Source organism: Candidatus Pelagibacter sp. HIMB1715 (genome assembly GCF_052047595.1).
GTDB lineage: Bacteria > Pseudomonadota > Alphaproteobacteria > Pelagibacterales > Pelagibacteraceae > Pelagibacter.
The window spans coordinates 10917-36695 of the sequence record NZ_JBNAJY010000013.1 but is presented as its reverse complement, the minus strand read 5'-3'; the positions used below and the strand labels follow the sequence as shown (position 1 = coordinate 36695).

The window sequence follows — 25779 nt, the reverse complement described above, 5'->3', positions numbered from 1 at the left end:
TTAAATTATCTTTCAGACCAAGTAGGCATAGGATATTTTAACTCACAAGCTGCTAATTCAAATGGATATACCGTACAGTATTTTCCATTTTGAACTTGCATTAAAATACCTCTAGTCTTTTCGTTTTGACCATCTGCACCAAATTTAATTCCTCTGTAAGGAACAATTAAAGACTCAGATGACATGTCTAGATTTACTAGAGCTTGTCTGATTTTCTCAGGATCTGTTGATCCAGCATTATTAATTGCATTAGCTAAAGCCATAAAACCTGTAAATGCTCTTGCAGGTACATCTGATAAATCTCTTCCACCAGAGTGTGTTTTAAACAAGTCGTTTACAGTTCCAATCATAGGAATAGTTTTTGCTAAGTCAGTGTTAAAAGGTGATCTTGTGATCACACCTTCTGCTTTGCTTCCCATTGTGTCTATGAATTTAGGATCTGTATAACCAGCGTTTTGAGCAACTAAAAGTTTAGGATTGTAATCAAGTTCTTTTGCAGTATTTAAAAATAAATATGCATCAGCTGTATAAGATGAAGGCAATAAAACATCTGGGTTTTTTGCTTTCAATCTTTGTACTTCAGAACTTAAAGTTGTTGTTTTAGCTTTGTAGCTAATTTTCTCTATAACATCATAACCTTGTTCTTTAGCCATTTTGTCTTGAGTTCCACCACTGTCAGCACCCCACAATGTATCTTCATGAATAATACCTAGTGTCTTTAACTTATTGCTATTCTTTTTGTTAAAGTCATTCATGAATTCAAACATAAGCTGAGTGAACTCACCATCGTGTGGAGTAACTCTGAAGAAGTATTTAAATCCTCTTGTTGTTAATTTTGGAGAAGTAGACTCACCGTTTACCCAAGGTATTCCTGCTCTCTCAGATACTTGACTAGCAGCACCGGTTACTGATGAGTAGTAAGCTCCAAACATTGCGTGAACTTTGTCAGAATTTAACATTTTTTCAGTTTCACCGACACCGATATCTGGTTTTCCACCGTGGTCTCCAACAACGATAGATATTTTACCGCCGCCTAATCCTTTTAATCCAGCATCTTTTGCAAGTGGCATGCCAGGAATGTTATGACTGTTATTGATGATATCTAAAGCTGTTTTAACTGCTGCAACAGCATCTTTACCAACCTGTGCAACAGGTCCAGTAAGTGGATAAAGTACTCCAATTTTTACATCTTCTGCGTAACTAATTGCTGGCGCAGATACTAATGAAAAAAAAGTAAATACTGTAAGAATTAATTTTCTCATTTTTTTCCCTCTTGTTTAATTTTTAAATTTCTAACTTAATACTATTCATTTGATCAATTCAATGGTTTAGTTTTTTTATTTTATCAATGCTAAAGAAGTATTTGTTTAATATATACATTCTTTATATATACTTTAAAAATAAACCAAATGACTTCTGAAATTATAATTCAAGCTATAGTCACAGGATTAATGATGGGATTAATCTATGCATTAATCGCAGCAGGCTTAAGTTTAATTTTTGGATTAATGGAAATTGTTAACTTTGCTCATGGAGAGCATTTAATGTTGTCTATGTTTTCATCATTTTGGCTTTGGTCTTTATTTGGTTTAGATCCACTGTTTTCAATTCCAATTACTATACTTTTGTTGGCATTTTGTGGAATTGTTACTCATTATTTTTTAATTCGATACATCTTAAAAGCAAAAATGCTTATCCAAATTTGTGCAACATTTGGATTGTCTATTTTTATTAGATCGATCGCTCAATTATTATGGACACCAGATTTTAGAAACGTTGATAAACCTTTATTAGAGGGGCGTATTGAAATTGGATCTGTGTTTATTGGTCAACCCCAATTATATGCAAGTCTTGTTTGTTTAGTTGCATTTTTTGGTTTGTATTGGTTTGTAACAAAAACAGAAACTGGATTAGCTCTGCAAGCAACAGCTCAAGATAGACATGCGGCAGAAATTTTAGGTATTCCATCAAACAAAATGTTTGCAATTGGTTGGGCGATTGGACTTGGTTGTGTAGGAGTAGCTGGTGGAATGATGGCAAACTATTTTTTTATTTTTACTGATGTTGGTATTAATTTTGCATTATTTGCTTTTGTTGCTGTGGCTCTAGGAGGTTTTGGAAGTATTATTGGATGTTTATATGCTGGTATAATTATCGGATTAGTAGAATCTTTAGGTGGATTACTGATCGATCCATCATTTAAACTTTTATATGTATTTGCAATTTATCTTTTAGTTGTGATTTATAAACCTCAAGGTTTGTTTGGTAGGTATTAATGGATAGTAAGTTAGCAATTGCAAAATCAGAACCAATTTGGAATACAAATAATAGAGTAATATCAATTATTGCTGGTTTAATTATACTTTTGTTTGCACTGCCGCTTTTTGGGATGAATTCATTTTATCTCCATTTATTTATTATGATTTTCATGCATGCAGTTATGGCTCAGTCTTGGAATGTAATTGCAGGTTTTTCAGGTCAAATTAGTTTAGGTCATGGAGCGTTTTTTGGCATTGGTGCTTATGCAACCTCATTTTTTTATATGGAGTACGGAATAACACCTTGGATAAGTATATTTTTTGGTATGTTTGTTTCAGGAATTTTTGCTGTGTTAATTGGTATACCAATGCTTAGGTTAAGTGGTCACTACTTTGCAATTGCTACTTTATTAATTGGTATAAGTTTCCAAGTAGTTTTTCAAAGATGGGATTTAGTAGGAGCTGCATCAGGACTGTGGGTGACAATGACACCAGAAGACTCATGGTCTGCATTGCAATTTCATAGCAGTAAAGCTCCCTATTATTATGTTTTTTTAATATTTTTTTTAATCACATTCTTTTTAGTGTGGTTATTGAGTAGGTCTAAATTGGGTTACAGATTGAGAGCAGTTAGAGATGACCCACAAGCAGCCTTAAGTTTATGTATAAACGTTTCGAATTATAAAATTATAGCTTATGTGATTTCAGCAATGATCATGGCTCCAATGGGTAGCTTGTTTGCACAATATATTTTAATTATTGATCCAGACAGAGTTTTTAATATTGAGATATCGATTATAGTTTTATTAATCACAGTACTAGGTGGAATTGGAAATGTTTGGGGTCCAATTATAGGTGCTGCAATACTTGTACCAATTTCAGAATATTCAAGAATTTATTTAGGAGGTACCGGTGGTGCTGTTGATTTAATTTTTTATGGTTTGATTTTAATGATTATTTGCATTTTTAGACCAAATGGTCTGATCTCATTTATTCCTAAAGATATTTTAGAAAGAAAAAAACAACGATGAAAATTTTAACAGTTGAAAATCTGAGTAAATCTTTTGGTGGAATCCATGCAAATAGAGATATTTCTTTTGATGTCGAAGAAGGATCTATTTTAGGAGTGATAGGACCTAATGGTGCTGGTAAATCTACTTTATTTGATTTGATTACTGGCTTTACAAAACCAGACACCGGAAAAGTTAAATTTTTTGATAAAAATATTTTTGGAATTAGCCCTGATAAAATAAGTAACCTTGGAGTAGGTAGAACTTTTCAAAAACTAAAACCATTTGCAGATCAAACATTACTTGAAAATGTTATGATAGGAGCGTTTGTTAAAGAGAAAGATATTAAAAGAGCAAGAGATAGAGCTTTAGAAATTATTGACTTTGTAGATCTGATTGAAAAAAGACATCACTTTGCAAAAGAGTTATCAACTGGACAAAGGAAAAGATTAGAAATGGCTAGAGCTATGGCTATTGATCCTAAATTACTTTTGATGGACGAAGTAACAGGTGGTGTGGACCAAAAGACTATTCCTGGACTTGTAGAACTTGTTAAAAAATTAAAAAAGACAGGTGTAACGATTATCACAATAGAACATAATATTAATATTATTATGGAAATTTCGGACAATGTTCTTGCTTTAGATCAAGGAAAACGAATTGCATTTGGTGAACCAAAAGAAATTCAAAATAATAAACAAGTAATTGATGCTTACTTAGGAACATTTGATGCTGCTTGATGTAAAAAATATTGATGTTTTATATGATGATTTCCAAGTTATCTGGGATGTTTCTATTAATGTAAATAAAGCTGAAATGGTTGCACTTTTAGGACCAAATGGGTCTGGTAAAAGTACTGTTTTAAATACTATAAGTAATCTTGTTGAACATAAAAAAGGTTCTATTACTTTTGATAATACTTTAATTTCAAATATTCCAACTTATAAAAGAACCGAGTTAGGAATTTCACATGTACTTGAAAGAAGAAGAGTTTTTCCTCATCTTACAGTTAAACAAAATCTTTTATTGGGTGCTTGGCATCCAAAAGCAAAAGAAGAGTTAACAAATTCATTAAATAAGGTTTATAAAATTTTTCCAAAACTAGAAACTAGATCGGATCAGTTAGCAAAAACAATGTCAGGTGGTGAGCAACAAATGTTAGCTATAGCTAGAGGAATGATGGGTTTACCAAAACTTTTGATGGTGGATGAACCTTTTTTAGGTCTATCACCAATGGTTATGAAAGACTTAATTAAGATATTTAAAAATATAGTTGCAGAAGGGATATCAATATTATTCGTAGAACAAAACGTAAGACTTGCATTAAGTATGGCAGATAGAGGATATGTTTTAGAAAGTGGAAGATTAGTTATCGATGGTAGATCAGAAGATCTAATTGATAATGAAAAAGTTACTAAAGTTTTTTTAGGAAATTAATTAAAAAGCAGCAAGATCGTTATTTAGTTTATCAGTAATAAGCATTTTACCTGGACTGTGAGTAATACAAAAATCGGGTTTTGAATTTTCTAAAACAGATTGAGGAGTAACACCACACGCCCAAAATACAGGAATTTCGTTGTTCTTTATTGTTCTAGGTGGATCACCATATTCAGGTTTCATTATATCTTTAATTCCAATTTCGTCTGGATTACCAACATGTACTGGTGCACCATGCACAGCTGGAAATCTGGAACTAATTTGAATTGATCTAATTGTATCCTTTGAACTTAAGGGTCTCATAGACACAACTAGTTTTCCTGAAAATTGTCCAGCAGGTTCACAGTCTATTGAAGTTTTATACATTGGAACAATAGTATTGTTTTCTATGTGTTGAATTGGAATACCAGCTTCAATTAAAGGCAGCTCAAAAGACATTGAACATCCCAGAACAAAAGTTGTTAAATCTTCATTCCAATATTTTTTAATATCATATGGCTCATCAACTAATTTTCCTTTTTCCCATACTCTATATTGAGGAACATCAGTTCTAATATCAATATCACCAAGATCTTTTAATGAAGGATCTCCTTTAGTACCAAATCCAATTAATGGACAAGGTTTTGGATTTTTTTGACAGAAAGAAGCAAAGTCCATTGCATATTTGCTTGGTAAGATACAAAGATTTCCTTGAACATACTTGTTAGCAGCACCTGCTGTCTGTTCTTTATAATTATTTTCTCTGATAACTTTTCTTGCCTCTAATGGATCTTGAATATCTAGCATTAAATTAGTATTTAGATTTCTTTGTTCCCTCAATTATTTCTTTTAACTCGTTATATTCTTCACAGTTACAAGTTTCTAATACTTTAAGTCTTTCTTTAGCTAAATCCATTCTATTTGTAGCAACATAAAGTTCTCCAAGATATTCATTGATACCTTTATGATTTGGATCAATTTCTAGACCTAAAAGATAATATTTTTCTCCATTTTCATAATCACCTAGTTTTCTAGTTGTAAATCCTAAATAGTTTAAAGTATCCGCCTGAAGTGGTTTCTTCTTGTTTGATTTAATAAGTAAAGGTAAAGCCTTTTCATATCTTTTTTTGGCTTTTTCTAGTTTACCTTTTTTTTCATAATTTTTTGCAACTTTGATGTGTGTTACAGCCTTATCATAATCAGATTTCACTTTGCTTGTACTGTCTGTACCTGCAGCTATTAGGTTTGTTAAGAATAATGTTAATACAATTATTAAGAATATTTTTTTTATCATTATAAAAATTTCTCCATTTGGCTTAAAGGTTTTAAGTTAAGTCCATTTTCAATTAAATTTTCTTTAATTGATCTTGCTGTAGCAAGTGAACTCTTGTTATCTCCATGTATGCATACAGAGTCAATTTCACAAGGTATTTGCTTTCCGCTGTGACAATTCAGTGCCTGATTTTTAACCATGCTTAATACATGTTTTTTAGCTTCTTCAGGATCAGTGATTAATGCATGTGATTTTTTTCTAGAAACTAAATTTCCATCATCTTCATAGGTTCTATCTGCAAAAATTTCACAGGCAATTTTCATATCTAATTTTTTAGCTGCTTGTTCCATTTTAGAGCCAGTAGGAACTAAATAGATCAAATCTTTACTTATTTCATTGATTGCTTTCGCTAATGTAGTAGCAAGATCAATATCCTCACACGCCATATTATTTAACGCTCCATGTGGTTTTATATGAGTAACATTTTCTCCATGATCTTGAGCAATTTTTTGTAAAATTTCATATTGGTCAATAATTAATTTTCTAACTTCTTCAGGTGCTAGGTTCATTCTTTGTCTTCCAAAGTTTTCTGGGTCGTTAAATGATGGGTGGGCTCCAATACTAACGCCATTTTTTTTTGATATTTGAACCACTTGGTTCATAGATTCTTCATCACCAGCATGAAATCCACATGCTACGTTAGCAGAATTTACTATATCAAGTAAGTCTGGATCATATTTATTTGAATGGTGTTTTGATTTTTCACCTAAATCACAATTTATATTAATTTCCATAGTTCTAATTGTTGAAGTATAACATGCCATGATAAAAAATATATCAAATCTTGGTGACGCAGCTGTTTATTGCGATTTTGGTGTAGAGGTAAATAAATCAGTTAACTCTAAAGTAATAAAATATTTTAAAGCTTTAAAAAAAGAGAACGTTGAAAGTATAAATAATCTTACTCCTTCTTATAATAAATTAATAGTTTCTTACGACCTTAGAAAAACAAACTTTAAAGAAGTTAAAAAATTGATTGAAAATTTAAATGTTAATGAAACTCAAGACAACAATAGCACCAAAATAGAAATTCCAGTTTGTTGTGATGATCAATTTTCTCTTGATATAAAAAGATTAGAAGAAAAATTAAATATTAATCGAGATAAAATTTTAGAAAATTTTTTTAGTAAGGAATATTTTTGTTATATGACCGGATTTATTGCTGGTATGCCTTTTTTAGGTGATTTGGATGAAAATATGAGAGTACCAAGACTAGAAACACCAAGAGTAAAAGTCCCCAAAGGATCAGTTGCTTTAACTGAACAATTTGCAAATATTTATACATTTGAAAGCCCTGGTGGATGGAACATACTTGGTAATACACCTTTAGATGTTTTTGATAATTCAAAAGAGGAAGAGCCAAATTTAATAAATCCTGGCGATATAGTAGTTTTTAAAAAAATAAATCTTGAAAAATATAATAGCTACAATGACAAATAATTTCCAAATTATAAGAGCTGGAGTAAATACAACCTTTCAAGACCAAGGAAGAAACAATTTATATCATATAGGAATTCCATTTAGCGGAGCAATGGATAATAGAAATTATAGTTTAGCTAACAAGCTGGTAGGTAATAAATTAAATTCTCCAGTTATAGAATTTGCATACCAAGGACCACATTTAAAATATTCTGGAGATAAAATTAACATAGTAGTCACTGGCGATATTGTTTTTAAAATTATTAAAAATGGCACAGAAATTGATGGTAATTGTTATGAGAGTTATCAAATCGAAAGTGGAGATGAAATCAATCTTATATCAACAAATAAATCAGTTTATGGCTATTTAGCAGTTGGTGGAGAATTAGATTTAAAATTTCAATGGAATAGTTGCTCTATAAATACCAAGGCAAATATCGGATCAAATGGTGGAAAAAAATTAGAGAACGGTCAAAAAATAAATATCTTAAATATTAATACAGACCAAAGTAAAAAAAAAACTAACTATATAAATTCTAAAGTTGAAAATATCAGAGTAATAAAAGGACCAAACTTTGATTATTTTTCTCAGGAAGGAAAAAAGATATTTTTTGAAAAACAATTTTCTGTATCAAAACTCTCAGACAGAATGGGGATGCGTTTAGAAGGTCCAAAAATTGAAAACATTGTAAATACCAATATTAAATCAGAAGGTTTGTTAAAAGGAGTTATCCAAGTACCTGCAGATGGAAACCCGATTATTATGCTGTCAGACCATGGTACTATTGGAGGATATCCAAAAATTGGTGTGGTAGCCAGCGTTGATTATGATCGATTAGTACAAATATCACCTGGCTCAAAAATTAAATTTAAAGAGATAAATTTATCTGATGCAGAAACTTTATTTAAATTGTATGAGATGGATACTCAGAACTTACTCAATCAAATATAATGAATATTATTAGAAAACTTCCAGGACCTTTTTTAATTTTCTTAGGTGCGTGTAGTCTCAGTTTTGGAGGTTTGATCGTTAAGTCATTTGAAGGAGCAACTCTTTGGCAAATATTATTTTGGAGAACAGTATTTTTCTTAATTGTTATTAGCTTATACTTAGCTTTAACTTATAAAAAACAAGTATTTAGATCCTTTTATAATTTAGGATTTCCCGGTTTCTTTGGTGGATTTATTTTATCACTCGGTTTTAGTGGTTATGTGTTTGCAATGTATAACACAACTGTTGCTAATGCTAATTTTATTATTCAAACACAAACAATCTTCTTAGCAATATTTGGTTATTTTTTTTTAAAAGAAAAAATTTCAGCAATTACTCTTACTTCAATAATTCTTGCAATTTCAGGAATACTTCTAATGGTTGGAAGTTCTTTATCTCCAGGCCAAATGTCTGGAAATATTGCAGCTTTCATAATGCCAATATCATTTGCTACATTAATTTTAGTAGTAAGAAAATATCCAACTGTTGATATGGTTCCTGCTCAATTTGTTGCAGGTGTTTTTGCTTTGTTAATAGGTTACCTAATGTCAGAAAAAATAATGATATCTCCTAATGATATCTTTTTAGGATTTTTAGCTGGGTTTTTACAATTAGGATTAGGTTTTATATTTATTACTATCGGTGCTCAACGAACACCATCAGCAATGGTTGGAATCATAATGTTAACAGAAGCAGTACTTGGTCCCTTATGGGCATGGTTGTTTATAAATGAACAGCCACCGTTCATAGTAATTATTGGAGGATCAATAGTTATTCTTGCAGTTTTACTTCAATTTTACAATTTATATACCTCAGAAAAAAAAGCGATCTAATAACATTTGACATTAAACAGTATTTATTAGAATATTTGTTAACGGGAGAGATCACAAACTTTGTGACACCGAAGGAGCAACCGCCCAGGAAACTCTCAGGTAAAAGGACCGTATTATATTAACTCTGGAAAGAGATTGAGTTCTCGCCGAAGGAGTAAAACTCTCAGGCAAAAATACAGATGGGTACGACAGAGTTAGTATGGGAAAAAAAACATCTTTAAACAAGCTTCATCGAGATAACCAAGCTAAATTTGTAGAATTCGCTGGATATGAAATGCCCATACAATACAGCAAAGGGATTGTTGAGGAGCATAAATTCACAAGATCAAATGCAGGTATTTTTGATGTGTCTCATATGGGTCAATTATTTATTTATGGTGGAGATGACTTAACTGCTGATCTTGAAAAAATTTTTCCACTTGATTTAAAAAATTTGAAACAAAACTTTTCTAAATATAGTTTTTTAATGAACGATAGTGCTGGAATTCATGATGATTTGATAATCACTAAAATTGAAAAAGGATATTTAATTATTTTAAACGCAGCATGCAAAGATAATGATTTTAAAATTTTATCAGATTTACTTAAAAGTAAATATGAAATGGTTCTTGATGATCAAAGAGCATTAATTGCAATCCAGGGTCCAAAGTCAGTTGAGATTTTAAATGACATAATAGAAGGTGTTGAAAAACTTAATTTTATGACAGGGAACTGGTTTGATTATAAAGATCAGAAAGTTTTTGTTACAAGGTCTGGTTATACTGGAGAGGATGGTTTTGAAATATCTATTAACAACGATTTAGCTGAAGGATTTACTCAGAATTTGATGGAAAAAGGAGCACAACTTATAGGACTTGGGGCAAGAGATACCTTGAGATTAGAGGCTGGATTGTGCTTATATGGACATGAACTTGATACTGAAAAAACACCAATTGAAGCAAACTTAAAGTGGGCGATTTCTAAAGAGAGAATTTCAAATGGTGGATTTGTTGGTTCTGACAAAATTATGAAAGAAATACAAGAAGGTACCTCTAAAATTAGAATTGGCATTAAGCCAGAAGGAAGATTGATTGCTAGAGAAAAAACTAAAATATTTGATGAGTCAGAAAAACTTATTGGTGAGGTTACAAGCGGAACTTTTGGCCCAAGTGTAAATGGTCCAATAGCAATGGGCTACATTGATAAAGAGTTTTCTAAAGTTGATACAAAAATTTTACTAGAAGTAAGAGGAAAAAAACATCCTGCAAGTGTTTGTGGGTTACCATTTTATAAAAAAAGTTATGTGAAAGGAGTAAACTAATGAGTGAAGTTAAATTTTCAAAAGAACACGAGTGGATTACAGTGGAGGGCGATGTTGCCACCATTGGAATTACAAAGCATGCAACAGAAATGTTGGGAGATATTGTTTTTGCTGAGTTACCTGAAAAAGGTTCAAGCGTTGAAAAAGATGGCACAGCAGGAGTAGTTGAGTCAACTAAAGCTGCAAGTGATGTTTATACTCCTGTAAGTGGCGAAGTAGTAGATACTAACCAAGCTATTGTAGATGATCCTGCAAAAATTAATGAAGACCCTGAGGGATCAGCTTGGTTTTTTAAACTTAAATTAAAAGATAGTTCAGAAATGGACAGCTTAATGAACAAAGAAGAATACGATAAATTTGCAAAGGAGAGTGATAGCTAATGTTACATAACTCACAAAAAGACTTTTTAAAAAGACACATTGGGCCTTCAGAAGAAGATCAAAATAAAATGCTGAAGGAGCTTAATTATAATTCATTAGACGATTTAATAAAAAGCACAGTTCCAGAAAAGATACAATTGAAAGATGGATTAAACATAGGAGAGTCTAATTCCGAGTATGAAGCGTTAAGAAAATTGAAAGCAATTTCAAAAAAAAATCAAATTTATTCAAATTTTATTGGTATGGGTTACTATGGAACTTACACTCCGTATGTAATTTTAAGAAATATTCTAGAAAATCCAGGTTGGTATACATCATATACTCCTTATCAGCCTGAAGTAGCACAAGGAAGACTAGAAATGCTTCTAAACTTTCAGCAAATGATTGTTGATTTCACAGGTATGGATATTGCAAACGCATCTTTGCTTGATGAAGGAACAGCAGCTGCAGAAGCTATGGGATTAAGTCACAGGTTAAATAAAAAGGATAGTAATTTAGTTTTTGTATCAGAAAATTGTCATCCACAAACGATTGATGTAATTCAAACAAGAGCAGAGCCAATGGGATTAAAAGTACTTGTTGGCAATGAAGATAAAGTATTGGATCAACTTAAAGAGGATTTAGTTTGTGGAATTCTTCAATATCCTGGAACTTTAGGAGACATCAAAGATCCAAGTGAAGCTATCAGCAAAATTCATAAAAAAAATGGAAAAGCTGTATTAGTTTCTGATTTATTAGCTTTAGCGCTACTTAAAACACCAAGAGAATTAGGCGCTGATATTGCAGTAGGAAGCTCTCAAAGATTTGGAATTCCAATGGGTTATGGTGGACCTCATGCAGCTTTCTTTGCAACTAAAGATGAGTTCAAAAGATCTATGCCAGGAAGAATTATTGGTGTGTCAGTAGATAGACATGGAAATAAAGCTTACAGATTATCACTTCAAACAAGAGAGCAACATATTAGAAGAGATAAAGCGACAAGTAACATTTGTACTGCTCAAGCATTGTTAGCAATTGTTTCAGCTGCATATGCTATTTACCACGGTCCAGATGGAATAAAAACTATTGCAGAAAGAGTTTCTCAATTAGCTAAAAATTTTGCAGATAAATTAAAACAATCTGGATATGAAATTTATTCAGATCATTTCTTTGATACAGTTACAATTGTAACAAAAGATAAGACTGATCAAATCTATAAAAATGCTTTAGATCAAAAAGTAAATATTAGAAGAGTAAATTCTGAAATGTTGGCTGTTTCTTTTGATGAAAAGAAAAATGTTTATAGAGTAAATCAATTGTTGAAAATTTTTAACGCAGCTGAATCGATTAAAAAAGAAGATCCAACCGTAAGTTTACCTAATTTACCAAAAAATTTACTGAGAACTTCTAAATACTTAGAACATCCTGTTTTTAATTCATATCATTCAGAAACAGAGATGCTTAGATATTTAAAAAAATTAGAGGATAAAGATATAGCTCTTAATAGAACTATGATTGCACTTGGCTCATGTACTATGAAATTAAATGCTACTGCAGAAATGATTCCTATTTCATGGAGAGAGTTAGCTGAGCCTCATCCGTTTGTACCAGTAGAGCAGATGGAAGGTTATAGAGCTTTATTCACTGATCTAAAAAATTGGTTAAGATCCATTACAGGTTTTTCTGGAGTTTCACTTCAACCAAATGCAGGTGCTCAAGGAGAATATGCTGGCTTGATGGTAATTAGAAAATATCATTTAGACAGAGGAGAAGAAAACAGGAATATATGTTTAATTCCAAGCTCAGCACATGGAACAAATCCTGCTAGTGCACAAATGGTTGGAATGAAAGTTGTAGTTGTTGATTGTGATAAAGAAGGAAATGTTGATTTTGAAGATTTGAAGAAAAAAGCAGAAGCACATTCTGAAAATCTTGGAGCATTAATGGTTACATATCCTTCTACTCACGGAGTATTTGAAGAAAAAATTACAGATATCTGTGAACTGATACACAAACACGGTGGTCAAGTTTATATGGATGGTGCAAATTTAAATGCACTTGTTGGAATAGCAAGACCTGGAAATTTTGGTCCAGATGTTTGTCATATAAACTTACACAAAACATTCTGTATTCCACATGGTGGTGGAGGACCAGGAATGGGACCAATTGCATGTAAAAGACATTTGCAAGTTTATTTACCTAATCATCCAGTTGTTAAAGATTGTGGACCTGCTACAGGAATAGGAGCAGTTTCAGCAGCCCCTTGGGGAAGCTCAAGTATTTTATCAATTTCTTGGATGTATATTAAAATGATGGGTTCTGAAGGTTTAAAATTAGCTACTCAAGTTGCGATATTAAACGCAAATTATATAGCCCATAGACTTAAAGATCATTTCCCAATTTTGTACAAAGGTTCTAATGGCAATGTTGCTCATGAATGTATTATAGATATTCGATCAATTAAGAGTGAGACAGGTATCACTGAGGAAGATATCGCTAAAAGATTGATCGATTATGGTTTCCACGCACCAACAATGTCTTGGCCAGTTGCAGGAACTATGATGATAGAGCCAACAGAGAGTGAAAGTTTATCTGAGCTTGATAGATTTTGTGATACTTTAATTAATATCAAATCTGAAATAGATAAGATCAATTCTGGTGAGTTTGATAAAGTAGACAATCCTATTAAGAACGCTCCTCATACAGATATAGAACTTGCATCAGATGAATGGGATCATAAATATTCAAGAGAGCAAGCTGCTTATCCTGCTAAGTTCTTAAAAACAAATAAATTTTGGCCACCAGTTGCAAGAGTGGACAATGTTTATGGAGACAAGAATATCTTTTGTACTTGTCCAAGTATGGATGAGTTTAAAGAAGACGCGGCTTAACCATTAATGAAAATTGCCGTAGTCGGTTCTGGTATATCAGGCTTAAGTGCTGCTTATTATTTATCAAAAAAACATCATGTAGATCTTTTTGAGAAAGAAGATCATTTTGGTGGTCATTCTCATACAATAGATTTAATTTTTGATGAAAAGAAAGTATCTGTAGATATTGGTTTTATTGTATTTAATTTTCAAACCTATCCAAATTTAATTAATTTCTTTAAAGAAAATGATGTTCAGATTGAAAAAAGTGACATGTCATTTTCTGTATCAGTAGAAAATACAAACTTTGAATATTGTGGAAAAGGTTTAAATGGAATTTTTTCAAATAGATCTAATTTGTTTAATCCTAATTTTTTAAAAATGTTTTTTGATATTATTAAATTTTATAAAAATAGTGATCAAATAAATGTTAGAGATCAAAAACTAACTTTAGGTGAATATTTGGAAAATAATAAACTATCAAAAACGTTTATTGATTACCATATCATTCCAATGGTATCTGCAATCTGGTCTATGCCACCTTATGAAGCAAGTAAGATGCCAATAACATTTTTTTTAAAATTTTTTCAAAATCATGGACTCTTTAAACTAAAAAATAGACCTCAGTGGTATACCGTAACCAATAGAAGTAGAACTTATGTGAATAAAGTAATTTCAAAGATAAGTGGTGAATACTTTAAAAATTATAAAATTAAAAAAATTATAAGAAAGTCAAAAGGGTTAGATTTATATTATGGTGGCGAAAGTGAATTTTTTGATTATGATAAAGTTGTAATAGCAGCTCACGCTGATGAAGCTTTAAAGTTGATTGATAATCCTACTAATGAAGAGACAAAAATTTTATCTAATTTTAGTTATAAAGAAAATATTGCATATATTCATACTGATAAAAGAGTGATGCCAAAAAATAAAAAGGCATGGTCTTCATGGAATTCATCAATCAATGATAAAGATTTAGAAAAAAACTCTATTACTTATTGGTTAAATCTTTTACAAAACCTTAAATGCGATCAGGACATTTTTTTAACTCTTAATCCATATTTCGAAATTGATGAGAGTAAAATACTTAAAATAGTTAAATTTACTCATCCTTATTATGATCAACAAGCACTAGATGCTCAATCAGAACTATCTAGTTTACAAAATAAAAAAGATTTGCTTTTTTGTGGGAGTTATTTTGGTTATGGTTTTCATGAAGATGGAATAAAATCATCTATTGAAATGCTAAAATACCTAAATGACTAACTCATGTATATATAACGGAAAAGTAATCCATAAACGTTTCAAACCAAAAGAGCACTATTTTAAGTATAGCGTCTTCTCACTTTTAATTGATTTATCAGAATTAAGAAAAATAGATCAAGAAATAAGCTTCTTCTCATTGAATAAGTTCAATTTAATTAGTTTTCATGAAAAGGATCATGGTGAACGTGACGGATCTTCTCTTGAAGAGTGGGTAAAAAAAAATTTAGAACAAAATAAAATAGAGACTGTAGATATTAAAATTAAGCTTCTCTGTTATCCAAGGATTTTTGGATATGTGTTTAATCCTCTAAGTATCTTTTTTGTTTATAACCAAAATGATAAATTAATATCTATATTATATGAGGTGAAAAATACATTTGGTGAGCAACATACTTATGTTTTTAGAGTAGATAGTGAAAATAAATTAATTCAGAATAATTGTTCTAAAAAATTTCATGTTTCACCTTTTATAGAAATGAATTGTAAGTATTTTTTTAGAATTCTTAATCCTGATGAAAAACTTTCTGTAATCATTGATCAATACGATCAAGAAGGAAAAATTTTATTTGCATCTCAAGATGGAAAAAGAACAAACTTAAATAGCAGTCAATTATTAAAATCATATTTAAAGCACCCCCTGATGACTATAAAAATAATATCAGCAATCCATTTTGAGGCCTTTAAATTATGGATGAAAGGAATTAAGATTATTAAAAAAAAAATAAAAATAAGAAACAATTTAACGATTGAAAATTAATGTTATTAAATAGAGCTGCAGATAAATTGGTTTTTAAATTTTTAAGTAAAATTAAAAATGGATACCTTGAAATAACTACCTATGAAGATGAGATATTAAAGTTTGGTAACCCTGATCAATCTTTAAAGGCAAATATTAAGATAAAAAATCCAAATTTTAATTATAATTTAATTAGAGGTGGAAGCATTGGTTTTGCTGAAAGTTATATGAGAGGTGAATTTGAAACTGATAATCTTTCAGATCTAATTGAGTTAACAGCTAGAAATATTCAAGTGATATATAAATTCTCAGGTTTGCTTGATCTGCCTGTAATCAATTTCATAAAAAATAAAATAATCAAAAATACAAAAAGTCGAAGTAAGGAAAATATTGCAAAACATTATGATCTTGGAAATGATTTCTTTTCATTGTGGCTAGATGATACTTTAACTTATTCAAGTGCAATCTTTGATGATAGTTCAAAAAATTTAAGTGTTGCGCAAAATAATAAATACCAAAAATTAATTGATCTAATCAAACCTAGTTCTGGTGACAAGGTTTTAGAGATTGGATGTGGGTGGGGTGGTTTTGCAGAATATTTAGGTAAGAAATATGATGTGAAATTAGACTGTATTACTATTTCTAAAAAACAATTCGATTACGCAAAAGAGAGAATTCATAAATGTGGTCTAAATGAAAAAGTAAATATTGAGATTAAAGATTACCGAGATCTTCAAGGAAAATATAATTCGATCGCTTCAATTGAAATGATCGAAGCAGTTGGGCAAAATTATTTAGAGAGTTATTTTAAAACAATAAAAGATAATTTATCGAATGGTGGGAAGGCTGCAATTCAAGCAATAACCATTGATGATAGTTTGTTTGATAGATACAAAAATAAACAGGATTTTATTCAAAAATACATTTTCCCAGGAGGATTTCTTCCTAACAAAAATAGCATTAATAGATACGTTTCAGATAACGGCTTAACAATTAATTCGTACATTTCTTATGCAGATCATTATGCAGAAACGTTAGCTATCTGGAGAGAAGAGTTTTTGAGAAAATGGGATCAAATTAAAAATCAAGGATTTGATCTGACTTTTAAAAGAATGTGGGAATTTTACCTATCTTATTGTGAAGCTGGATTTAAATCTAAAAATATTGATTTGATTCAATTTTCAATGCAGAATAAATAACACCAATAATATGAAAATAATTAAATCAATTTCGTTGATAATTCTGGCTTTCTTAATTACAAGTTGCTCAAATAATAGTGCCATGAAACCAGAAGATTTTAAAAATAAAGAACCTAGGTTAATTATTGAAGAATACCTTACAGGAAACGTTAAAGCTTGGGGTGTTTTGCAAAATCGATCAGGAAAAGTTACAAGACAATTCTCAGCCGATTTAGACGGAACATGGGATGGCAAACAACTAATTTTAAAAGAAAAATTTAATTGGGACGATGGTGAGGTTCAAGACCGAGAGTGGACAATTACTAAAATAGATGAACATAATTATGAAGGTACAGCAGGGGACGTTGTTGGAAAAGCAATAGGATATTCTTACGGACCAGCATTCAAATTTGAGTATGTTTTATTAGTTCCAGTTAAAGGAAAAGAATTAAAAATTACTTTTGATGATTGGATCTTTAAGCAAGATGAAAGAGTTGCAATCAACAGAGCTACAATGACTAAGTTTGGATTTAAGGTAGCAGAGTTAACGGTTGTATTCGTTAAAGATTAATTATTTCTTTTGATGCTTAGTCATCTTTCCTACTAATTTAAAATAAAGTTTACTCGGAAGAAAACTAAAGAACTTTAAAGTTAAAGTAAGTGCTTTTGGAAAATGTATTTCAAAAACATTTTTATTAATCAAGCCATCATAGATTTGATCAGCAGCAAATTCAGGTGTTTTTAGAAATGGCATTTTAAAATCGTTTTTATCAGTCATAGGTGTTTTAATAAAACCAGGAGAAACTAAACAAACACGAACATTGTACCTTTTAAAATCAAAATATAAACTTTCTGCTAAATTATTTAGTGCAGATTTTGATGGTCCATAACCAGTTGAATTAGGCAATCCTCTATAACCAGCAATAGATGAAACTATAGTGATTATACCACTTTTTCTTTCTCTATAATATTGTTCCACTGCTTTAATGGAGTTCACTGTTCCAAAAAAATTTACTTTAAAAACATCTTCCATTTGCTCAACATCGATTTCTTTTTCTTTTTTTGGATTCCATGTACCAGTTGAAAAAAAACATATATCAATATTTTCAAACTTATTTTTAATCTGATTGAAAACTTCTATACATTTTGCTTTGTCAGTAACATCTAATGGAAATGATGAAATATTTTCATAATTTTTTGAAAGTTCATCTAAAAGTTCAACTCTTCTCGCAGATACCGCAACATTCCATCCTTTGTTTGCAAATTTAATTGCTAAGGCTTTACCTATTCCTGTGCTGCCACCAGTTATCCAAATAGTTTTTTTGCTCATTTTTTGTTATGTATAAACATTATGTTAAAAAATAAAATTGTAACATTTATATTATTTCTTATCATTACATTTTCAGCTTCATTAATTGGAGGATTAGCTACAGTTACTTTCAAGGAGCCTTGGTATTCTCTATTAAATAAACCTGTTTTTAATCCACCAGACTGGGTGTTTGGTCCAGTATGGACAATTTTATATTTATTGATGACAATTTCTATTTGGATGTATTGGCATTCCAAAAGTAAAGAGATGAATACAGTTTATATTTATTTTATTCATTTAGTTTTCAATGCAACTTGGAGTATAGTTTTCTTTGTATTTCACAATATGGTTTTAGCTTTATTAGTATTAGTTGTGTTAATTGCATTTATTATCAATCTAATCATAAGATATAGACGCGTCACAATGGTGAGCTCGTATTTAATGATTCCATATTTACTTTGGTGTTGCTTTGCTCTAATTTTAAATACTAGTTTGATTATATTGAATTAATTATGGATGATGTTGTTGTAGTTGGCGGTGGAATAATTGGGGCAGCAACTGCTTATTTTCTCTCAAAAGAAGGAAGAAAAGTTAATGTTATTGAAAGAGATCCAACATACAAAACAGCTTCATTTCCTTTGTCTTTAGGAGGTTTTAGAAGACAATTTTTTCAAAAAGAAAATATCTTACTTGGTAAATTTGCAAGAGAATTTATTTTTCAAATACCAGAATTGTTAAAAACTGAAAAAAATCCTAATCCAACAGCAAGTATGGTAACCAATGGTTATCTTTTGATGTTTGGTCCCGAACATGCTGAAGAACAATATAAAGCTTTAGAAAATCATAAGGAATGTGATGCAGGTACAAAAAATATTAAAGGCTCAGAGCTATCGAAAGTATTTCCATATATAAATGATGAAGGTGTTGAGACTGCTACTTACACAGATAATCAAAGTGAAGGATGGATTGATCCTTTTATGTTTCATAGTGCACTGAAAAGTAAGGCAATAGAACTTGGAGCAGAATTTATAAAAGGAGAGGTTAAAAGTCTTTCAGAGATAAATGCTAAAACAATTGTTTCTGCAGCTGGTTGCTGGACGAAAGAATTATTAGAAGACATTCCTGTTGAACCTCAAAAACACACAGTGTTCAGAGTAAAATGTCCAACATATATAAAAGAAATGCCTCTAACTGGTGATTTAACTACGGGTGTTTATTGGAGACCTGAGGGTGGAGAGTATTTAGCAGGATCACCATTATCAGTATTTGATGCAAAAGATTTAGAACCAGCATGGAATGATTTTGAAGAATTAGTCTGGCCAGCACTTGCAAAAAGAATACCAGCTTTTGAAGAATTAAAATTAACTGGAGGATGGGCAGGTTACTACGATTGTAACAGATTAGATAATAATGCTGTTGTTGGAAAACATCCTAAGTACGATAATGTTTATATGGCCACTGGTTTTACAGGAAGAGGATTAATGCAAGCCCCAGGGATTGGAAGGGCATTAACTGAATTGATTACAACTGGTTCGTATCAGACAATTGATATTAGTGATTTTTCAGTTGAAAGAGTATTAGGAAAAAGCGCTAGGCCTGAGCCATACGTTTTATAATTAGGTTCCACAAAAAGTTTGATATTTTTCATTGCCTAATTGTGCAGGTTTTTGAAATTCAATAATATTTTCTTGATCAGAATAAGGATTAGTTAAAACTTTTAAAAGCTTATTCATTGTTTCTAGATTTCCTTTGTCTGCGTCTGCTAGAGCTTCTTCTACTTTTTGATTTCTTGGTATAACAACAGGATTAGTTTTTTTCATCAGTTCTAAGTATTTATCAGATGAATTATTTAGTTTTAATCTTTTCTCCCATTCATTGGTCCAATTTTTAAAATCATCATTTTTGTAAACTTCATCATCAAACCCAACACCCATTAAATGACAGAAGGTGTTTGTATAATCTGCATTATTATTTTTCATCCAATCTAAAAGTTTATTAATTAATGTTAGATCATTTTTATCTTCACCAAATAAACCAAGTTTATCTCTCATCATATTTAACCATTTTTCTTCATAAATATTTTGAAAGTTATCAATTAACTCTGTTGCAATTTTAATTGCTGCATCCTCATCTTTATCAATTAGTGGGATGAGACATTCTGCAAATCTTGCTAAATTCCATTTTGTAATTGGTGGTTGATTTGAAAAAGCATATCTTCCAAATTTATCTATAGAGCTAAATACAGTTTTTGGATCATATTGATCCATGAAAGCACACGGACCATAATCAATTGTTTCGCCAGAAATAGCCATATTATCAGTGTTCATCACTCCATGAATAAATCCCACCCTCATCCAGTTGATTACTAATTGACATTGTCTTTCCATTACAAGACTTAATAAATCTAAAGCTTTATTTTTAGAGGATTTAATTTCTGGATAGTGTCTATCAATTGTGTAATCGACCAATGTATTAAGATCCTCAAGATTTTGAGTGGCTGCAATGTATTGAAAAGTGCCAACTCGAATATGACTGGATGCAACTCTTGTTAAAATTGCTCCATTTAACAAATTTTCTCTAACAACTTTTTCTCCAGTTTTAACAACCGCAAGACTTCTAGTTGTTGGAATATTTAAAGCGTTAATTGCCTCACTAATTATGTATTCTCTTAGCATTGGACCTAAGGCTGCTCTTCCATCACCACCTCTAGAAAAAGAGGTTCTTCCTGAACCTTTAAATTGTATATCGAAACGTTGATTTTTGTTATCTATATGCTCTCCTAATAAAACTGCTCTTCCATCCCCAAGCATCGTGAAATGACCAAATTGATGACCAGCATATGCTTGTGCAATTGAATTAGTTCCATCAGGCAAACTATTTCCTGAAAATATTTCAGCTAATTTTTTTTTATCTATACCTGAAAAATTTAAATTTAAATTTTTAGCAAGTTCTTCGTTTAAAATAACAAGTTCAGGTTCATGAACTGGAGTAGGCTTAATATCTTCTTTAAATGTTTTTGATAGTTTTGAATATGAATTATCAAAATGCCAACCGATGGTCATTTTAATTAACTAACTTCAGCTTGATGTTCTTTTGGCTTAACTTCTGTTTTAAATTGATTAGAAATTTTTTGAACTTCAACAGATGAAACTTTGTATTCAGCACACATTGTTTCTTCATCTTTTCCATGACCAGTAACCATATTGACCATATGTTCTGGGAAGTGGAATGTTGTAAATACAATTCCTTCTTTAACTTTGTCTGTTACTTCAACTTTTAAAGCAACTTCTCCTCTTCCAGAATATAATCTTCCAATATCACCCGTATTTAAATCTCTATGAGCTGCATCTTTTGGATGAATTAGTAATACATCCTCATCAACAATGTTTATATTTTTTGTTCTTCTTGTCATTGTTGCTGCATTGTAGTGTTGTAATACTCTACTTGTAGTTAAAATTAATGGATAATCTTTTTGATTAGCTTCTATCTCACTAGATTCTTTCCAATCAAAGTTTTTCAATCTTCCTTTTCCAAGTTTAAATGTTTCTGTGTGTAGAATTTGTGTATCTGTTCCATCTTCTTTTACAGGCCATTGTAATCCTAATTTACCAAGTCTCTCTCTAGTAACACCTTTAAAGAATGGTACCACATCAGCAATCTCTGCTAATACTTGATCTGCATCATAAGATGGTTGATCAAAACCTAATTTTTGCATCATCTCAGTTACAATTAGTCCATCTGGTTTTGTACCTGGTAATGGAGGAACTGCTCTATTAACTCTTTGAATTCTTCTTTCAGTATTTGTAAAAGTTCCATCTTTTTCCAGGAAAGTAGTTCCAGGTAAAACTACAGTTGCAAGTTTTGCAGTTTCACTCATAAATATTTCTTGAACTACCAATAGCTCTAATGAGTTCATTGCCTCAATAACATGTGCACTATTTGGATCTGTTTGAACTATATCTTCACCAATAATCCATAAACCTTTTAGTTCTTTACTGATTGCAGCCTCAAACATTTGAGGGATTTTTAAACCCGGTTTAGTAGGGTGAGTTACACCATATTTTTCAGTATAAAATTTTTGATTGTTTTCATCTGCTACTTCAAAATAACCTGCACCTTGGTGAGGCTGACATCCCATATCCGCAGCACCTTGTACATTATTTTGGCCTCTAAGTGGATTTACACCAACACCTTTTCTTCCAATATTTCCTGTAATCATTGCTAAATCAGCAATTAACATCACTGTTTTAGAACCTTGTTCGTGTTCAGTAACTCCTAATCCGTGGAACTCCATTGAATTTCTAGCTGTTGCATAAGCAATTGCAGCTTCTTTAACTAATTGTTTGTCTACACCAGCAACTTTTGCTAACTGATCAACATCTTGTCTTTCAATTTCTTTTAAGAAATTATCAAAACCTTCTGTTCTATCTCTTACAAAGTCAGCATTATAAAGTTTAGATTTAATAATAAAGTGTAACATCATATTCAGAACCGCAACATTAGTTCCAGGTCTAAGTTTGATATGATAATCTGCAAGTTTAGCTAATTCAGTTGTTACTGGATCAAGGACAATTAATTTTTTACCTTTCATCACTTGCTGTTTAATTTTTGCTCCTGTTACCGGGTGAGCATTAGTTGGGTTTGCACCAATAACTAAAAATAAATCTGCATGATAAATATCTTCTGTTGAATTAGTTGCAGCACCTGTTCCAAATGTTTGCTGCATACCCCAAGCTGTAGGTGAATGACAAATTCTTGCACAACAATCGACACTGTTAGTTCCAACAGCTGCTCTAATCATTTTTTGGAAAACATAGTTTTCTTCGTTTGTACATCTTGCAGAAGAAATTCCAGCAAAAGCATCTGGTCCGTTTTCTTTTGTAATTCTATTCATTTCTTTTTTGATAAAGTCATATGCTTCATCCCAACTTGCTTCTTCAAACTTTCCATTTCTTTTAATTAACGGTGTTTTTAATCTGTCAGGGTGTTCATAAAAACTAAATGCGTATCTTCCTTTAATACAAGTATGACCAGCGTTTACTTCTGTTTGTTTAGGAGTATCTATTGCAACCACCTTGTCATCTTTAATAGATGCTTCTAAGTTACAACCAACACCACAGTACGAGCAAGTTGTTCTAACTTTTTTGTCTACAGCTGCAGATTTAGATTGGAATACATCTGAAATTGCATCCGTTGGACATGTATGAGCACAAGCTCCACATGATACACAAGAACTATCTCCAAACATCATATCGTTATCAGTTGTAATTCTAGATTCAAATCCTCTACCACTCATTGTTAAAACAAATGATCCTTGAATTTCATCACATGCTCTGACACATCTTCCACAGTTAATACAGTTATCTAAATTCATTCTCATATAATCATGAGAAGTATCTCTTGGAATTCCTTTATGTTGCTTAGGACTATTGTATCTATGATCAGCAACACCTAAATCATTTGCAACCGTTTGAAGTTCACAGTTATTGTTTACTTCACAAGTATCACATTCCATAGGGTGATCAGTTAAAACCAACTCAACAATATTTTTTCTAAGACTTGTTAATGCTTCGTTTGAAGTAAATATGTGCTGGTTTTCTGCAACTGGTGTATGACAAGATGCAACTACTCTAGTTGGACCATCTTTTTCTAAAGCAACTTCAACTGAACAAACTCTACAAGCTCCATATGGCGCTAAGTTAGGGTCATCACATAAAGTTGGCACTTTTTTTTCACCAACATAGCTTTTAACAAATTTTAAAATAGATGTATGATTGGGACCTATTTCGTAAGGTTTTCCATCAATATAAGCAATTTTTCTTTTCTCAGAGCTCATTAATTATCTTTCACCATATCATTTTTCATTTCATCACCAAAGTATTTTAGGATGTTTTGAATAGGAGTTGGGATTGCTCCACATAGAGCACATAAGCAGCCTTTTTGCATAGTAACCAACAACTCTTCTAGTAATTTTAGAGGAATTTTAGCTGTTTTCTTCTTAGCTTGATCAAACATTTCTTTTCCTCTGTAAGATCCAAGTCTTCCAGGAAAACATTTCCCACAAGACTCTTCTGCAGAAAATTCAAATAAATGATGAATATATTCAGCCATTGGAAAATCTTTTGGAATACTAACTACACTTGCGTGACCTAACATAAAACCTTTTCCAGTAAACTCTTGAAAATCTAGATTTAAATTCTCTATTTCACTTAAAGGAACAACCCCACCTAAAGGGCCACCTATTTGAAAAGCTTTAACAGGTTCTTTGTATCCACCACCAATTTCATTAAATATTTTTTTCATTGGTGTTCCCATATCAATTTCATAAACACCAGGATTGTTAAAAAAACTATCTAAGCAAACTAATTTTGTTCCAGCTGACTTTTTATTTCCAACTGAAGAAAATTTTTCCGATCCGTTTAATAGAATTCCAGTTGCTGCAGCTAAAGTTTCAACATTGTTAACTACAGTTGGTTTTTTATATAACCCTTCTGTTACCGGGAAGGGAGGTCTTACATCTACTTCAGCTCTTCTTCCTTCAATAGAAGCTATCAAAGCTGTTTCTTCTCCACAAATATATGCACCTTGACCGATACAAATTCCAAGATCAAAAGAAAAATCTGTTCCTAAAATATTTTCACCAAGTAAATTTAATTTTTTAAGTTCATTAATACATCCATTGATCGCTTCAATAGATTTTGGATACTCACCTCTGATGTATAAAACTCCTTCATCACTTCCTATTACAAATCCACAAAGCACCATTCCAAAAATAACTTTCAATGGTTGATCTTCTAACAGGTATCTATCTGAAAAAGCTCCTGAGTCACCTTCATCTGCATTGCAGATAACATATTTCTTATCACCTTTTGCTTTACTACAGAAATCCCATTTCATTCCTGTTGGAAAACCTGCACCACCTCTTCCTGTAAGGTTTGAGTCTAATAATGATTTTACTATTTCTTTTTTATCTGTTTTTAAAAATTTACTTAGTTGTTCTTTAAATTGATCTGTTGATGATAATTTATCATCCATTAAAAAACTTGTTGTAGCATAGCTCTTAGAGAAAAATTTTTCTTGTTTGATTTCTTCACCTTTTAAAATTTGATCAATCTTTTCAATATCTTTTCCAGCATAATTTTCACCATCATAGTGAAATGCATGATTTTCATAACAATGACCTAGACAAAACATCTCTCCGACTTTGTCATCACCTAATTTTTCTTTTAATTTATCTTTTAGTTTGTCTTGAGTACCAGCACACATGCATGCACTACCATTACATACGAAAGCTTTTTTTTCTCTGTGTGAAGGTCTTAAAAATTCATAAAAAGATTCAGCACCGTGAAGTGTTGAAACTCCAAGGTTATGTTTTTTTGCAATTTCTTTAATATCTTGAGGGTTTTCACTTAATGTGTTCTCTGAAATCTGCTTAAATAGATTGTCTTTTAGGCCTATTCTTCCAGATAAATTACTTATATTTTTTGACACAATTACCCTT

24 protein-coding genes and 1 riboswitch are annotated in these 25779 nt (G+C 31.2%); of the genes, 16 read left to right on the top strand and 8 right to left on the bottom strand.

Features of this window, described 5'->3' with window-relative positions; all coding sequences use genetic code 11:
* Nucleotides 1-5: 5 nt before the first annotated feature.
* The gene (locus ACTTAY_RS04120) at nt 6-1262 is read right to left on the bottom strand and encodes an ABC transporter substrate-binding protein (RefSeq protein WP_440651084.1); all 1257 of its coding nucleotides are present in this window, start codon (nt 1260-1262) and stop codon (nt 6-8) included.
* A gap of 147 nt (nt 1263-1409) precedes the next feature.
* Between ACTTAY_RS04120 and ACTTAY_RS04115 the strand changes: the two genes are divergently transcribed.
* From ACTTAY_RS04115 to ACTTAY_RS04100, 4 genes are read left to right on the top strand one after another with little or no spacing between them, the layout of a single operon-like run.
* Complete coding sequence (locus ACTTAY_RS04115; protein ID WP_440635302.1) at nt 1410-2276, top strand: branched-chain amino acid ABC transporter permease; 867 nt, start codon at nt 1410-1412, stop codon at nt 2274-2276.
* Nucleotides 2276-3289, top strand: a complete 1014-nt coding sequence (locus ACTTAY_RS04110) for a branched-chain amino acid ABC transporter permease (RefSeq protein ID WP_440656334.1) — start codon at nt 2276-2278, stop codon at nt 3287-3289. Before ACTTAY_RS04115 ends, ACTTAY_RS04110 begins: the two co-directional genes overlap by 1 nt.
* A complete protein-coding gene (locus tag ACTTAY_RS04105; protein ID WP_440672476.1) occupies nt 3286-4008 on the top strand; it encodes an ABC transporter ATP-binding protein in 723 nt (240 codons plus the stop codon). The genes ACTTAY_RS04110 and ACTTAY_RS04105 overlap by 4 nt, the downstream gene beginning before the upstream one ends.
* Entirely contained in the window at nt 3998-4705 is a 708-nt protein-coding gene (locus tag ACTTAY_RS04100; RefSeq protein ID WP_440672475.1) for an ABC transporter ATP-binding protein, read from the top strand. The genes ACTTAY_RS04105 and ACTTAY_RS04100 overlap by 11 nt, the downstream gene beginning before the upstream one ends.
* On the opposite strand, the gene ACTTAY_RS04095 is transcribed toward ACTTAY_RS04100, so the two are convergent.
* Genes ACTTAY_RS04095 through ACTTAY_RS04085 form a run of 3 tightly spaced genes read right to left on the bottom strand, consistent with a single transcriptional unit; the run spans nt 4706 to nt 6751 of the window.
* On the bottom strand, nt 4706-5491 hold the full coding sequence (locus ACTTAY_RS04095; protein WP_262589614.1) for a putative hydro-lyase: 786 nt from the start codon (nt 5489-5491) through the stop codon (nt 4706-4708).
* A 4-nt stretch (nt 5492-5495) separates the two neighbouring features.
* A complete protein-coding gene (locus tag ACTTAY_RS04090; protein WP_440672474.1) occupies nt 5496-5978 on the bottom strand; it encodes a tetratricopeptide repeat protein in 483 nt (160 codons plus the stop codon).
* On the bottom strand, nt 5978-6751 hold the full coding sequence (locus tag ACTTAY_RS04085; RefSeq protein WP_440672486.1) for a 5-oxoprolinase subunit PxpA: 774 nt from the start codon (nt 6749-6751) through the stop codon (nt 5978-5980). The genes ACTTAY_RS04090 and ACTTAY_RS04085 overlap by 1 nt, the downstream gene beginning before the upstream one ends.
* A gap of 28 nt (nt 6752-6779) precedes the next feature.
* Here ACTTAY_RS04085 and ACTTAY_RS04080 point away from each other — a divergent pair, with 28 nt between their 5' ends.
* From ACTTAY_RS04080 to ACTTAY_RS04035, 10 genes are all read left to right on the top strand, one after another.
* Nucleotides 6780-7457 (top strand): allophanate hydrolase subunit 1, encoded by a 678-nt coding sequence (locus tag ACTTAY_RS04080; RefSeq protein ID WP_440672473.1) that lies wholly within the window; start codon nt 6780-6782, stop codon nt 7455-7457.
* Nucleotides 7447-8388, top strand: coding sequence for a biotin-dependent carboxyltransferase family protein (locus ACTTAY_RS04075; RefSeq protein ID WP_440672472.1), 942 nt, complete (start codon nt 7447-7449; stop codon nt 8386-8388). Before ACTTAY_RS04080 ends, ACTTAY_RS04075 begins: the two co-directional genes overlap by 11 nt.
* Nucleotides 8388-9260 carry a DMT family transporter gene (locus ACTTAY_RS04070; protein WP_440672471.1) on the top strand — a complete coding sequence of 291 codons (873 nt, stop codon included), beginning with the start codon at nt 8388-8390 and terminating at the stop codon, nt 9258-9260. The genes ACTTAY_RS04075 and ACTTAY_RS04070 overlap by 1 nt, the downstream gene beginning before the upstream one ends.
* Nucleotides 9261-9291: 31 nt before the next feature.
* A riboswitch (glycine riboswitch) is annotated at nt 9292-9381 on the top strand.
* Between the two features lie 78 nt (nt 9382-9459).
* Nucleotides 9460-10560 (top strand): glycine cleavage system aminomethyltransferase GcvT, encoded by a 1101-nt coding sequence (gene gcvT / locus ACTTAY_RS04065; protein ID WP_440672470.1) that lies wholly within the window; start codon nt 9460-9462, stop codon nt 10558-10560.
* Nucleotides 10560-10940, top strand: coding sequence for a glycine cleavage system protein GcvH (gcvH, locus tag ACTTAY_RS04060; protein WP_440672469.1), 381 nt, complete (start codon nt 10560-10562; stop codon nt 10938-10940). The genes gcvT and gcvH overlap by 1 nt, the downstream gene beginning before the upstream one ends.
* Complete coding sequence (gene gcvP, locus ACTTAY_RS04055; protein WP_440618717.1) at nt 10940-13810, top strand: aminomethyl-transferring glycine dehydrogenase; 2871 nt, start codon at nt 10940-10942, stop codon at nt 13808-13810. Before gcvH ends, gcvP begins: the two co-directional genes overlap by 1 nt.
* 6 nt (nt 13811-13816) lie before the next feature.
* The gene (locus ACTTAY_RS04050; RefSeq protein ID WP_440672468.1) at nt 13817-15055 is read left to right on the top strand and encodes an NAD(P)/FAD-dependent oxidoreductase; all 1239 of its coding nucleotides are present in this window, start codon (nt 13817-13819) and stop codon (nt 15053-15055) included.
* Entirely contained in the window at nt 15048-15812 is a 765-nt protein-coding gene (locus ACTTAY_RS04045; protein WP_440672467.1) for a DUF1365 domain-containing protein, read from the top strand. Before ACTTAY_RS04050 ends, ACTTAY_RS04045 begins: the two co-directional genes overlap by 8 nt.
* Complete coding sequence (locus ACTTAY_RS04040; protein ID WP_440672466.1) at nt 15812-16990, top strand: class I SAM-dependent methyltransferase; 1179 nt, start codon at nt 15812-15814, stop codon at nt 16988-16990. Before ACTTAY_RS04045 ends, ACTTAY_RS04040 begins: the two co-directional genes overlap by 1 nt.
* Nucleotides 16991-17000: 10 nt before the next feature.
* Entirely contained in the window at nt 17001-17540 is a 540-nt protein-coding gene (locus ACTTAY_RS04035) for a DUF3833 domain-containing protein (protein WP_440613940.1), read from the top strand.
* Here the strand turns inward: ACTTAY_RS04035 and ACTTAY_RS04030 are convergent, their stop codons facing one another.
* A complete protein-coding gene (locus ACTTAY_RS04030; RefSeq protein ID WP_440672465.1) occupies nt 17541-18299 on the bottom strand; it encodes an SDR family NAD(P)-dependent oxidoreductase in 759 nt (252 codons plus the stop codon).
* Nucleotides 18300-18320: 21 nt separating this feature from the next.
* Here ACTTAY_RS04030 and ACTTAY_RS04025 point away from each other — a divergent pair, with 21 nt between their 5' ends.
* The gene (locus ACTTAY_RS04025) at nt 18321-18788 is read left to right on the top strand and encodes a TspO/MBR family protein (protein ID WP_440672464.1); all 468 of its coding nucleotides are present in this window, start codon (nt 18321-18323) and stop codon (nt 18786-18788) included.
* Between the two features lie 2 nt (nt 18789-18790).
* Nucleotides 18791-19894, top strand: a complete 1104-nt coding sequence (locus ACTTAY_RS04020; protein ID WP_440672463.1) for an NAD(P)/FAD-dependent oxidoreductase — start codon at nt 18791-18793, stop codon at nt 19892-19894.
* Here the strand turns inward: ACTTAY_RS04020 and ACTTAY_RS04015 are convergent, their stop codons facing one another.
* Genes ACTTAY_RS04015 through ACTTAY_RS04005 form a run of 3 tightly spaced genes read right to left on the bottom strand, consistent with a single transcriptional unit; the run spans nt 19895 to nt 25769 of the window.
* Nucleotides 19895-21340, bottom strand: a complete 1446-nt coding sequence (locus tag ACTTAY_RS04015) for a protein adenylyltransferase SelO (protein ID WP_440672462.1) — start codon at nt 21338-21340, stop codon at nt 19895-19897.
* A gap of 5 nt (nt 21341-21345) precedes the next feature.
* A complete protein-coding gene (gene fdhF, locus ACTTAY_RS04010; RefSeq protein WP_262589595.1) occupies nt 21346-24114 on the bottom strand; it encodes a formate dehydrogenase subunit alpha in 2769 nt (922 codons plus the stop codon).
* Nucleotides 24114-25769, bottom strand: a complete 1656-nt coding sequence (locus tag ACTTAY_RS04005; protein ID WP_440672461.1) for an NADH-ubiquinone oxidoreductase-F iron-sulfur binding region domain-containing protein — start codon at nt 25767-25769, stop codon at nt 24114-24116. Before ACTTAY_RS04005 ends, fdhF begins: the two co-directional genes overlap by 1 nt.
* Between the last annotated feature and the right edge of the window lie 10 nt (nt 25770-25779).

Bases quoted from the DNA above. Each gene is read 5' to 3' on its own strand.
- ACTTAY_RS04120 (WP_440651084.1), bottom strand. From the start codon at position 1,262: ATGAGAAAATTAATTCTTACAGTATTTACTTTTTTTTCATTAGTATCT.
- ACTTAY_RS04115 (WP_440635302.1), top strand. From the start codon at position 1,410: ATGACTTCTGAAATTATAATTCAAGCTATAGTCACAGGATTAATGATG.
- ACTTAY_RS04110 (WP_440656334.1), top strand. From the start codon at position 2,276: ATGGATAGTAAGTTAGCAATTGCAAAATCAGAACCAATTTGGAATACA.
- ACTTAY_RS04105 (WP_440672476.1), top strand. From the start codon at position 3,286: ATGAAAATTTTAACAGTTGAAAATCTGAGTAAATCTTTTGGTGGAATC.
- ACTTAY_RS04100 (WP_440672475.1), top strand. From the start codon at position 3,998: ATGCTGCTTGATGTAAAAAATATTGATGTTTTATATGATGATTTCCAA.
- ACTTAY_RS04095 (WP_262589614.1), bottom strand. From the start codon at position 5,491: ATGCTAGATATTCAAGATCCATTAGAGGCAAGAAAAGTTATCAGAGAA.
- ACTTAY_RS04090 (WP_440672474.1), bottom strand. From the start codon at position 5,978: ATGATAAAAAAAATATTCTTAATAATTGTATTAACATTATTCTTAACA.
- ACTTAY_RS04085 (WP_440672486.1), bottom strand. From the start codon at position 6,751: ATGGAAATTAATATAAATTGTGATTTAGGTGAAAAATCAAAACACCAT.
- ACTTAY_RS04080 (WP_440672473.1), top strand. From the start codon at position 6,780: ATGATAAAAAATATATCAAATCTTGGTGACGCAGCTGTTTATTGCGAT.
- ACTTAY_RS04075 (WP_440672472.1), top strand. From the start codon at position 7,447: ATGACAAATAATTTCCAAATTATAAGAGCTGGAGTAAATACAACCTTT.
- ACTTAY_RS04070 (WP_440672471.1), top strand. From the start codon at position 8,388: ATGAATATTATTAGAAAACTTCCAGGACCTTTTTTAATTTTCTTAGGT.
- gcvT (WP_440672470.1), top strand. From the start codon at position 9,460: ATGGGAAAAAAAACATCTTTAAACAAGCTTCATCGAGATAACCAAGCT.
- gcvH (WP_440672469.1), top strand. From the start codon at position 10,560: ATGAGTGAAGTTAAATTTTCAAAAGAACACGAGTGGATTACAGTGGAG.
- gcvP (WP_440618717.1), top strand. From the start codon at position 10,940: ATGTTACATAACTCACAAAAAGACTTTTTAAAAAGACACATTGGGCCT.
- ACTTAY_RS04050 (WP_440672468.1), top strand. From the start codon at position 13,817: ATGAAAATTGCCGTAGTCGGTTCTGGTATATCAGGCTTAAGTGCTGCT.
- ACTTAY_RS04045 (WP_440672467.1), top strand. From the start codon at position 15,048: ATGACTAACTCATGTATATATAACGGAAAAGTAATCCATAAACGTTTC.
- ACTTAY_RS04040 (WP_440672466.1), top strand. From the start codon at position 15,812: ATGTTATTAAATAGAGCTGCAGATAAATTGGTTTTTAAATTTTTAAGT.
- ACTTAY_RS04035 (WP_440613940.1), top strand. From the start codon at position 17,001: ATGAAAATAATTAAATCAATTTCGTTGATAATTCTGGCTTTCTTAATT.
- ACTTAY_RS04030 (WP_440672465.1), bottom strand. From the start codon at position 18,299: ATGAGCAAAAAAACTATTTGGATAACTGGTGGCAGCACAGGAATAGGT.
- ACTTAY_RS04025 (WP_440672464.1), top strand. From the start codon at position 18,321: ATGTTAAAAAATAAAATTGTAACATTTATATTATTTCTTATCATTACA.
- ACTTAY_RS04020 (WP_440672463.1), top strand. From the start codon at position 18,791: ATGGATGATGTTGTTGTAGTTGGCGGTGGAATAATTGGGGCAGCAACT.
- ACTTAY_RS04015 (WP_440672462.1), bottom strand. From the start codon at position 21,340: ATGACCATCGGTTGGCATTTTGATAATTCATATTCAAAACTATCAAAA.
- fdhF (WP_262589595.1), bottom strand. From the start codon at position 24,114: ATGAGCTCTGAGAAAAGAAAAATTGCTTATATTGATGGAAAACCTTAC.